The organism is uncultured Psychromonas sp. (assembly GCF_947489755.1).
In the GTDB taxonomy this organism is placed as follows: domain Bacteria; phylum Pseudomonadota; class Gammaproteobacteria; order Enterobacterales; family Psychromonadaceae; genus Psychromonas.
In genome coordinates this window covers 44042-55604 of sequence record NZ_CANLFB010000008.1, presented here as the reverse complement: position 1 = coordinate 55604, position 11563 = coordinate 44042, and the positions used below count along the sequence as shown (strand labels likewise).

The window sequence follows — 11563 nt, the reverse complement described above, 5'->3', positions numbered from 1 at the left end:
CATGGCATTTTTTAGTTCAACATCGCCACACCAACAAATAAAACGCCGCACGCCAGACATAATGAAGATGGTTGTGTTTGCCTTATTGCCTGGCATCCTTGTTCATAGCTATTTATTTGGTTTAGCGATTTATGTACAAATAGCGCTCGCTGTAGTGACGGCTTTATTAGCGGAAGCTGCTTTTTTAGCGCTACGTAAACGCTCTATATTAAAAAGTATTAAAGACTATACCGCAGTTGTTACTGCTGTTTTGTTGGCGATTTCAATCCCCTCTCTTGCCCCATGGTGGGTGATCGTCATTGGTACTTTATTTTCTATTATTATCGTTAAACATTTATACGGCGGATTAGGCCAAAACATTTTCAACCCAGCAATGGCAGGATATGTTTTATTATTAATTTCTTTTCCTGTACAAATGACAGCTTGGTTGCCAATACAATCTATGCAGGCATTTCCAGTTACGTTTAATGATATTTTAAGCTTAATTTTTACTGGCTTTAGCATTGACGGTTATAGCGTCACGCAAGTAAAAACATCAATTGATGGCTTTACCTTAGCGACGCCTTTAGAAACTATTCGTAATGCTCTTCATTCGGGTGAGACGATTTCAGAAACACTTAAAACAACCCTCTTTAGTTCAGATTCTTTACAAGGTAGCCAATGGGTTAATTTAGCGTTTTTAGCTGGCGGTCTTGTCTTGTTAAAGAAACAAATCATCCTGTGGTATATCCCAATTAGCTTTTTAGTGGGTATCATTGTGTTTTCGTTTATTCCCTTTGCTAGCGATCCTGATCTTTATTCATCTCCGCTATATCACCTATTCTCAGGCGCAACGATGCTCGGTGCATTTTTCATATTAACTGACCCTGTCACCGCCAGTACCACCGTAAAAGGTCGTATTGTTTATGGTTTATTGTGTGCGTTATTAGTCGTGATAATACGTAACGTTGGTGGTTATCCTGACGCCGTCGCTTTTGCTGTCTTACTGGCTAACATGTGCGTTCCATTGATTGATTATTACAGTAAACCTAAGGTTTATGGGAGAGGACGTAAATGATGATGTTACCTGCGATCAGTCGAAATGCGTTGTTATTAGCTATCTTTGCTATTGTTTGTACAGGTGCAATTGCATTAATTAGCGTATTAACAAAACCTATTATTTTAGAACAAGAACAAATTGCATTACAAAAAAACATCAATGAACTCATTAAACCAGAAAGTTACGATAACAATATAATCAATACCTGCTTTACAGTAGTGGATAGTGAGTTATTAGGTGATGAAATACCAAAACAAGTCTTTATTGCGACCAAATATAACAAACCTGTCGCGGCATTAATTCAATCGAGCACTTTTAAAGGTTACTCAGGTGAGATAAAACTGCTTGTTGGTATTTATACCGATGGCACGGTTGCTGGCGTTCGTGTTAATAGCCATACAGAAACACCTGGCTTAGGCGATAAAATACAAACCAATAAGTCTGATTGGATATTGTCTTTTGATGGAAAAAGATACCAAGAATCGACTGAAGATAAGTGGGAAGTTAAAAAAGATGGCGGCAGCTTCGATGCGTTTACAGGCGCAACGATCACCCCTCGTTCAGTGGTTCATGCAGTGAGAGATACCCTTATCTATTTCGAACAACACAAAACACAATTATTTAACACACCAGCCAATTGTGGAGATAAATAATGCCCCAAGAAACCGGACATAACACAGCAAAAGACATGGACATGAACGATGAAATTGCAGCTGAAGAAGTTGTAACAGAGTCCGTTAATGATGCCGCTGTATATAAAGAATTAAGCCTACAAGGTTTATGGAAAAATAACCCAGGTATCGTTCAACTGTTGGGCTTATGCCCTTTATTAGCCGTAACCAATACTCTGACTAATGCATTAGGACTAGGTTTAGCAACACTATTCGTTGTTATTTCTTCGAATATTCTTATCTCTTTAATTCGACATCATGTGCCTAAAGCCATTCGTATTCCTGTTTTCGTGATGATTATTGCGTCATTAGTTAGTTGTATTCAATTGTTAATGAATGCTTATACGTATCAGCTTTATTTATCGCTCGGTATTTTTATTCCGTTGATTGTCACCAACTGTATGATTATTGGCCGAGCAGAGGCGTTTGCCTCTAAAAACAACGTAAAACATTCTGCTTTTGATGGGTTAATGATGGGATTAGGTTTTACCGCTGTATTGGTATTATTAGGGGCAAGCCGTGAAATACTAGCACAAGGCACTTTATTTGATGGGATAGAAACCTTATTAGGTGATTGGGCTGGTTTTATGACCGTGACACTTTATAACACTGAGACTAGTTTTTTATTGGCGGCATTACCACCCGGTGCTTTTATCATCATGGGGCTCATAATTGCCTTAAAAAACACTATCGATAATAAGATAACAAACAAATGAATACACTAAAACGTAGAGAAATTTTAACCCGCCTGAGAGATAACAATCCTCACCCAGAGACAGAGCTAAATTTCAGTTCTCCTTTTGAATTATTAGTGGCAGTCACACTCTCAGCGCAAGCAACAGATGTCAGTGTCAATAAAGCGACCGATAAATTATTCCCCGTTGCCAATACACCTGAAGCTATTTATGCATTGGGAGTCGATGGGTTAAAAGCATATATTCGCACCATCGGTTTATACAACAGTAAAGCTGAGAACGTCAACAAAGCCTGCAAAATGTTGATCGACCTTCATAACAGTGAAGTACCACAAGACAGAGATGCCTTAGTGGCGTTACCAGGTGTAGGTAGAAAAACAGCCAATGTTGTACTAAACACCGCTTTTGGTTGGCCAACGATTGCCGTTGATACACATATTTTCCGCGTATCTAACCGTACTAAGTTAGCCATGGGTAAGAATGTTGATGATGTGGAAAAGAAACTATTAAAAGTCGTCCCCGCAGAGTTTAAGGTAGATGTACATCATTGGTTGATCTTGCATGGCCGTTACACCTGTATTGCCAGAAAACCTCGTTGTGGCTCGTGCTTAATAGAAGACCTTTGTGAATTTAAAGACAAAACTAATTATTAGCCGCCTCAATTATTAATGGTTCCCTCCCACTACTCATACTCGTTTACCCAAAATGAGCGTAACGAGCGAAGTATTATTTATTGCTATCGTTCGTTGCTGTATTCATTGTCATCACTAAAAAAATGAAAAAGAACTAAACAAAATAAGTTCGATAAATTATTAAGTTTGAAAGTGGTTGAAGTCAAAGTACGGTAGAAATCACAGTAGAAATAGTAGAGTAGTTAATATTTTGAACGTTGATAATTCAACATTTTGTTGAGCTGTGCGACTACTGCTCAAGGCTTTCTTACCAATGGTTATCTGTATAAGCGTTATAAATACTTTTTCAAAGAACAACGTTATAAATAATTTTTTGATAGAGATAATAAGATTTAAAAGAAAATACAGTGGTTAGCTAACTCACTTTCGCCCCCTTTGCGACTTAGAAACTAAAAGATTTGTAGCCAATTTAACTTAGCCACAACAATATTTCATTTGCTTAGGCATACTGTAGTTGATCAATTTAAGCAGAAACAAGTACCAGAAATGCGAGATATGGTAATGGCTTAAATGTGAAGATTCAGAAAGATACAATTGATCATTTGGAATTTAATTCAGTGTTGATAAGTTTCAAAGAGTGGGGACAATATTGATAGACTGTATTACAGAGCAACTTACTCGACAGATTTTAAATAATGACTCTTAGATTACTTTCATCTCTGATAAACTATTTACAACGTATTAATATTAATATTACTTTTCATCTGAGGGCTTTATGGCTAATAAATCATCAAATTTAGCAGACAAATTATTTCCAGAGTTACCCCTTTCTGAAAATGAAATACTTAACATACCGCCTGAAAAAAGAAAACTCATCACAGAAACATATGATTTTGCAGTTTCGACTATTAATGATTATATCGATAATGAACACATGCTAATCCCTCAATTCCAAAGAGGATATGTATGGAATCGTTCTCAAGCATCTAGATTAATAGAGTCATTGATAATTCAATGTCCTATCCCTGTGATATTTTTGGCTCAAAATTCAGATGAAACATTATCTGTAATTGATGGGAACCAACGCTTAAATAGTATCAATCTTTTTTTAAAAGAAGACTTTTCACTACAGGGATTAACCGCTTATCCAGAACTTGAAGGTTACAAATTTTCAGAGCTAGATCCTCGTTTTCAGCGACATATTTTAAACAGAACTATTAGATGTATAGTCATACTTAAAGATACACACCCCCAAATAAAATTTGATGTATTTGAAAGACTGAATACTGGCTCGGTTAAGCTTAACGCTCAGGAATTAAGGCATGGTATCTATCACGGTCCACTAATGTCTTATGTGGAACAATTGTCAAAAAATAAGACATGGAAAACTATGGCGGGACTCAAAGCAGATAAAAGAATGAAAAGTGATGAGCTAATTTTAAGATTTTTATCTTTAGCAGATAACTGGAGAAACTATCAAAAACCAATGACAGGGTTTATCAATGAATACTCTGAGAGAAATAAGTCTTTAACTACAAAAATGTTACAAGATTTGTCCGATGAATTTGAAAAAACAGTTAATGATTGTCATCGAATTTTTGGTTCTTTAGCATTTAAAACCTTTTTAGAGGGTGGGATAAAACCTAAATTTAATGCTGCATTATTTGACGCACAAATGGTAAGTATTAGAGAATTAAATTTTACTGAAAAAGAACTTAAAACCTTAGAAAAAAATAATACAAAAATAATATTAGAATTATCAGTCTTATTCCGTAATGATGAATTTTCAAAATACATTGGACAGGCTACTACCGACAAAACTGCTGTAATTAGTCGAATAAGAATGTTCCGCGATTTCATAATTAAGTTTAAAAAATAGATGCCATATAGTAAGAGTCGCTCGCGTTGTAATTTTGAAGATCTTTTAGGTACACTGCTGCGCTTAAGTAGAGAAGCTTCATTTAAAAAATCTGGGTTTAGTTACGAACACCAGAATTTAATTTATCAAGCAACTATTTTCTCAATATGCGCAGGAATAGAAGAATATTCCAAGACATTTTTTGAAGATTATATTTATGAATGTCAGAGTATTAAAGTTTCGCTTAATCGAATACCATTTAATCTACGTTCAATGTCCTTACTGAGCGAGCAGAAAGATTTATTTAAGTATTATATATTTAATGGTGATGAGAGCAAAACACTAAAAAAGCTCAATGATTCGAAGTCTACATACAATGTTATGCAAGATAATACAGTTATCACTCAAAACATTCGAGCGGGAACAATTTTAGGTACCAATAAATATCCATCAATTAAGAATTTAAAGATTGTATATAATAGAATTGGCATCTCAGATATTTTTCAAGAGTTACATCGAAGATCAAAAGTAGATATAACCAGTCAATTAAAATCGTTTCTTGATATAAGAGAAGCAATTTCTCATCAAACGCCCCCTCCTTTAACGTACGACGATATAAAGCGCCACTTAAAAAATTTAAAGAACATAATTAATTTCTTAGATAGAATTAAATATTCACAACTATCAAAAATATCAGGCCACAATTGTTGGCCTTCGTAGATAAGCATCTCTTTATACCACATAGCTAATAGCCAACTATGATAAAAAATATTAAAATTTAAAGCTGTAGTTATTACCTAACCTGTTGTGACATAGTAATATTGGATACACATTTATATGTTTCCTAAGTCGCAAAGTGCCCCATAACGGCTTAGCTAAAATCATAATGACAATCAGTAAATGGTTCCTAAACAACAGACATAAAAAACTACTGTAAACGAATGGATATGGGAAGACTCGTTATCTATGGTCTACTAATTCCCTGCTATAATTAATGCTCAACGATACCTTATGCTTACACTCAGAGTCACGGCAGTGCTAATTCATTTTATTTAACCCAAGTTATGCACTTATGCTCTAAATCCAAGTTATTTAATATTAGTTAATCGAAAAGCTTACTTGTGATGATTGTATGACATAAATTTTGGCGTTTAGGGTAGATTAACGATGAAGAGTTAAGGTAAATTAATGATGAGCATTACAAATCAATTTCTTCTATTTCTTTAATTCAGCAATAAGTCCCATAAATTATAACTAACGTTTTCGGAGTGTTTTTGTACAACATAAAAAATTTACACAAGGGATTAAACAACATGAAGTTTTTCATACTCCTATTGGTTAGCCTTACCTTATTTGCTCCGTTTGCATTTGCACAACAAAATAGTCTCGATAAAAAAATAGCAGACGAAATAGAGCTTTTAGACAAAAACACCGAATTACTTGATGAACAAAAAAAACAAATCCTCACGACACTTCAAGATGCACAAGACATACTGGCCGAAGCAGACGAACAAACCACCTTGGCTAAGACCTTCAGTGAAAAAGCCACTACTGCACCTCAAAAAATATTAACCATTGAAAATGAAAGTAACAGTTTAAAAAATAAAACAATAACAATTGCCCCTGATCAATCGATTGATAAATTAGAAAACCAGCTCTTAATAGACCTCGCGGAACAAGAAAAGCGCTTAACGGCACTTAATGAAAAGCAAGAAGAACAAAGTAGTTTTAATGTTCGCGCGAGTGATATTGCAGATGAACTGAGTACTGCTATAGCAGATAAAAAATCGATTAGCGATACGGGTACCAAGCAATTAGCCCCAGATGCCAGTTTGGATGAGCGAGCTGATTTTTATAAAAAAACAGCAACTATTGAGAAGCTGGCGGAAACCATAAAAACACTTGAACGAGAAGTCGCCACCATACCAGTAAGAGAAGCATTGGTAGAGGCAGAACTTACCCAAATGCAGATAGAAAGTGAATTTTATGAAAAGAAGATTGTAGCGTTACAAAATTATTTATCGAAAATCCGTAATGTAGAAGTTGAAGACACTTTAAAACAAAGCCAAGAGATGCTGAGTCAATTTGAATTAACACCGGCACTTTCTGTTATTGCAAAAGAAAACGTGTCGCTTGCGGAGTTACTCGTCAACAAGCAAGCGGAGTCATCTAGCAATAATGAAAAAATAAGTGCTTTACGTAGCCAAAAACTGGATGTTAAACAATCATCTGAAACAATCGATCGCGTATTGGCAACCGGAAGAGTAACCGATGAATTAGGTGAGTTATTACGTAGATTACGAATGTCTCTGCCCAACGAAGGACTTATTGAGAAGCGTAAATATAACATTGAGGAAGGTGCAGTCCGTAATCAGCTTGATGTCATATTGTGGCAAGAGACTTTACGTAATACAGAAGAAATTGAAGATGCTGCCAAACGGTTTCTGGCAAAGGCACAAAAAGAAAATCAAGATGATTTAGTGAAAGAGCAGAGTGGCATCGATATCGAGTTCACAACCTCTGAGATTGAAGCCGCGAAAAAGCTAGTACAAGCGCGTCGTCAATTATTAACACTATTAATTGACGTATCAAATGAACAAATTGATAGCTTCACAGAAGAGAAATCACTACTTAATGAACTGTTGTCATCAAGCACCGAGCTAAGAGAGCTATTAGATCGAAGGCTTATCTGGTTACCTTCAAACACAGAAAAACCGAGTGAACTGCTCATTAATTTCGTCAACAATATTGACTGGTATGTATCGCCAAGTGCTTGGTGGAAATTAATAAATATTTTGTATGAAGGGGTATTAACGGCACCGACTTTAGTTTTGCTGTTACTTACCCTCCCTATTACCATTTTAGCGTTAAAGCCTCGAATTAAAAGTATGTTGCAATCATTGGTTCAGCAAGTTGGTAAAGTCGGAAAAGATACTTATCTTACTACTCCCTTTTCTTTACTATTAACGTTTATTTTAGCCTTACCGTTGCCCATTTTTTTATTCACTATCGCAGGCATTATCTTCAATAATGCTGAATCTGGCAATTTTTCAATCGCTATTGCAACAGGTTTAGTGTCAGTTTCATTTGTCAGTTTAATTTTACTGTTTTTTCGATCTATGTGTCGTGAAGATGGTGTATTTGATAAACATTTTGATTGGAGTGTTCTTGCACGAAGGAAACTGAAAAAAATGTTAACCTGGTTTGTGTGGGTACAATCTGTAGTGACGTTTATCTTCGCAAGTGCCATGGCTAGTGATGAGCCAGACTTGCGATATGGTATTGCTATTCTGGCATTCATCATTGGGTCTGTTTTTATTGCCATATTTAGTTATCAATACTTTCAACCTAAACGCGGTGTAGCAACGAGTGTTGAAGCGAGTACCACGGCTAGTACTTTAATGCTTCTATCTTTCCCTATTGTTGTTATTTCTCCATTTGCGATTGGGCTACTTCCGTTATTTGGTTTTTTTGATACGGCAGTCGAGTTGCAATCAAGATTATTTTTATCAGGCACTTTACTGGTGCTGGCGTCCATTGTGTATGGCATTATGCTTCGTATATTTTTAGTCACTTTTCGTCGTTATATAGTCAAAAAGAAACGCTTAGAAGCATTAGAAGCACAACTTCAACAAGAAGAATCTACAACTGATGATTTAATTCCTCAACATACGACAAACAACGACATTGATAATGACGAGGTCGTTCGTCAAAGCAGAGCAGTTATCCTCTGGGTCACCAGATTGTTGTTTATAGTTTGCTTATGGTTTGTCTGGAAACCTATTTTACCCGCATTAGGCATTGTTGAAGATATTGTGCTTTGGCAACAACTTACCGTTGTCGATGGTGTAGAGTTATCTAGCGGTGTGACATTGTGGCAGGTTATTCTTGGCATCGCATTTATGGTTAGTGGAGTGCTCGCGGCCAGAAATATTCGTGGTGTCATTGAAATAGGATTTTTTGATCGATTTGAGATGGATAACGGTTCGCGTTATGCAATAGTGACTATCTTAGGTTATGTATTGATAGGAACAGGTGTTGTTTTTGGGCTCTCTTTTTTAGGGATAAATTGGTCAAAATTACAGTGGATTGTTGCAGCTTTGGGGGTCGGCTTAGGTTTTGGCTTGCAAGAAATTGTAGCGAACTTTGTATCGGGTATCATCATCTTATTTGAGAGACCGATTCGAGTCGGTGATTTAGTGACCATTGGCGATCAATCTGGCACTGTTACCAATATTGCGATTAGAGCTACAACGCTTACTGATTTTGACAACCGTGAAGTACTTCTTCCCAATAAATCTATCATCACTGAGAACGTGACTAACTGGACCTTAAATGATGCTATTACGCGCGTAGTGATTAAAATTGGCGTTGCTTATGGTTCTGATGTTGATCAAGTGCAAGACCTGTTAATGCAAGTGCTTACGGATGAAGAAGACATATTAGCGATACCCGCACCGCAAGTTTTCTTTTTAGAACACGGTGAAAGTTCACTTAATTTTGAAGCGCGTGTATTTGTTGAAAGAACCGAGCATCGCCTACCAATTACCCATGCTATTAACACTGGTTTTAATCGAATCCTTGCACAACACAATATATCGATACCTTTCCCACAGCGAGATCTACATATTGTTTCAGGGCAAATAGGAGAACCAAAAGAGACATAAATCAATTCTATTCAAGGCTAGAGTTAATTTTATTATTCGCTGTTAGGACATTATTAAAAACTTGATAGTACTTTAATGGTTAAACAATTTGGCTAGCTCATTTAGCGGTATTTTTTAAAAGTGATTATTTAAATTTTTATAGCCGCTATATTAAATAAGTATTCTAAATTTTGCGTTGAAAAAATGGCTTAATTTAAGAACTCACTTGAGGCATTCCCACGGTTAACTTTGTTAACCGCCTTTCGGAGAATTAACCAAAAGTATTAATGATTTAATGACTTTTCCCTATACGAAATTTACAACCAATAAATAATAGACATAAAAAAACCGAGCAAGCTTGCTCGGTTTTTAGATTCACCTCAAAAACAGTAAGTTTTATTCAGCTTCAACCGCATCAGTACTTGGTGTTGTACCACGGAACTGCACAGTAATACCGTCAATAAAGCGACGTAATAACTGGTCACCACAAGGTTTGAAGTTACGGTGATCCGCTTTTCTAAATAAAGCAGATAATTCACCTTTAGACACAGGGAAATTAGCTAGTTTTAATGCATTAAGCATATCTTCATCTTTAAAGTTTAACGCTATACGCAATTTACGAAGAATATCATTGTTAGATATAATCGTTTTACCTGCTAATACAACTGGCATTGCACCTTCTTTACGGCCACGCTTTTCATAAATTAAACCGTCAAGAAACAGTGAAAGCACACTATCACGACAGAAGATAAATCCTTCAGTATCTTCTTTTGCCATAATGCTATGTAAAAACTCTTCATTCATTTCATTATCAACAGAAGCAAAAATAGCGAGCATTTTCGTATCGTTTAATTGCAGTGCATAACGTACACGGCGTAAAACATCATTAGTAATCATATATTCTCAATTGTTTGAGTGAAATAAGCGCTGAACAATACTGCGCTTAATGTAAAACGCTTACGCGTTACCTTGTACTTTTAACTGTTGCTCTGCAGCAAAGTCTAACATTCTATCTAAAGAAACTAATGCGCCTTTAGCAACATTAGGATCCACATCAATCTCATGCCCTGAAGCATCGACCAATGCGTTGTAAATTGATTTTAAGCCATTCATGGCCATCCAAGGACAATGAGCACAGCTTCGACAAGTCGCGCCGTTTCCTGCTGTTGGAGCAGCCATCATCTCTTTGTCTGGACACGCTTGTTGCATTTTATAAAAAATACCCGTGTCTGTAGCGACAATGAGCTTTTTATTGGGCAGTGTTTGCGCAGCTTTGATTAATTGACTCGTGGAGCCAACAGCATCAGCTAACTGTACAACACTTTCTGGCGATTCAGGATGAACTAAAACAGCTGCATCAGGATGCACTGCTTTCATATCACGTAACGCACTGGCTTTAAATTCATCGTGAACAATACAGTCGCCCTGCCACATGATCATGTCAGCTTTAGTTTTACGTTCAATATAACTGCCTAAATGACGATCAGGTCCCCAAATTATTTTCTTACCTTCACTATCAAGATGCTCTACTATTTCTAATGCAATACTTGAAGTTACCACCCAATCAGCACGCGCTTTAACCGCTGCAGAGGTATTTGCATAGACAACCACGACTCTATCAGGATGTTGGTCACAAAAGGCTGAGAATTCATCAACAGGGCAACCAACATCAAGTGAACAAGTCGCTTCAAGTTCAGGCATTAAGACGGTTTTATGTGGCGTTAAAATTTTTGCAGTTTCACCCATAAAACGAACACCTGCAATAATCAGTGTTTTAGCTTCATGGTCTCGACCAAAGCGAGCCATCTCTAATGAGTCAGCAACATAACCGCCTGTCTCTTCGGCTAAAGCTTGAATTTCAGGATCCGTATAATAATGAGCAACAAGTACCGCATCTTTTTCGATAAGCAGATTTTTTATTTTAGCTTTATAATCGATTTGTTCCTGAACGGATAATTGGACGGGTTTACCTGGGAAAGGGTAAGCGGATCCAACAAGCGGAGATAACTGGCTCATTCTTAA

Annotated in this window: 9 protein-coding genes; 7 read left to right on the top strand and 2 right to left on the bottom strand. The window is 36.5% G+C overall.

The genetic code is table 11. From position 1 onward, the window contains the following. Position 1: 1 nt before the first annotated feature. The 7 genes from rsxD (at position 2) to Q0794_RS06330 (ending at position 9562) form a co-directional block, all read left to right on the top strand. Positions 2 to 1057 (top strand): electron transport complex subunit RsxD, encoded by a 1056-nt coding sequence (gene rsxD, locus Q0794_RS06360; protein ID WP_298940908.1) that lies wholly within the window; start codon positions 2 to 4, stop codon positions 1055 to 1057. Continuing rightward, on the top strand, positions 1054 to 1692 hold the full coding sequence (gene rsxG, locus Q0794_RS06355; RefSeq protein WP_298940907.1) for an electron transport complex subunit RsxG: 639 nt from the start codon (positions 1054 to 1056) through the stop codon (positions 1690 to 1692). The genes rsxD and rsxG overlap by 4 nt, the downstream gene beginning before the upstream one ends. A gap of 41 nt (positions 1693 to 1733) precedes the next feature. Then, entirely contained in the window at positions 1734 to 2426 is a 693-nt protein-coding gene (locus Q0794_RS06350; RefSeq protein WP_298940981.1) for an electron transport complex subunit E, read from the top strand. Continuing rightward, a complete protein-coding gene (nth, locus tag Q0794_RS06345) occupies positions 2423 to 3058 on the top strand; it encodes an endonuclease III (protein ID WP_298940906.1) in 636 nt (211 codons plus the stop codon). The genes Q0794_RS06350 and nth overlap by 4 nt, the downstream gene beginning before the upstream one ends. Positions 3059 to 3812: 754 nt before the next feature. Further along, positions 3813 to 4916, top strand: coding sequence for a DUF262 domain-containing protein (locus Q0794_RS06340; RefSeq protein ID WP_298940905.1), 1104 nt, complete (start codon positions 3813 to 3815; stop codon positions 4914 to 4916). Then, positions 4917 to 5615, top strand: a complete 699-nt coding sequence (locus tag Q0794_RS06335; protein ID WP_298940904.1) for a HEPN domain-containing protein — start codon at positions 4917 to 4919, stop codon at positions 5613 to 5615. 593 nt (positions 5616 to 6208) lie between these two features. Further along, a complete protein-coding gene (locus Q0794_RS06330) occupies positions 6209 to 9562 on the top strand; it encodes a mechanosensitive ion channel domain-containing protein (protein ID WP_298940903.1) in 3354 nt (1117 codons plus the stop codon). Between the two features lie 375 nt (positions 9563 to 9937). Here the strand turns inward: Q0794_RS06330 and Q0794_RS06325 are convergent, their stop codons facing one another. Together Q0794_RS06325 and nadA are read right to left on the bottom strand one after the other, a co-directional pair. Further along, positions 9938 to 10438 carry a DUF1456 family protein gene (locus Q0794_RS06325; RefSeq protein WP_298940902.1) on the bottom strand — a complete coding sequence of 167 codons (501 nt, stop codon included), beginning with the start codon at positions 10436 to 10438 and terminating at the stop codon, positions 9938 to 9940. Positions 10439 to 10498: 60 nt separating this feature from the next. Then, the gene (gene nadA, locus Q0794_RS06320) at positions 10499 to 11557 is read right to left on the bottom strand and encodes a quinolinate synthase NadA (protein ID WP_025565790.1); all 1059 of its coding nucleotides are present in this window, start codon (positions 11555 to 11557) and stop codon (positions 10499 to 10501) included. Positions 11558 to 11563 lie beyond the last annotated feature (6 nt).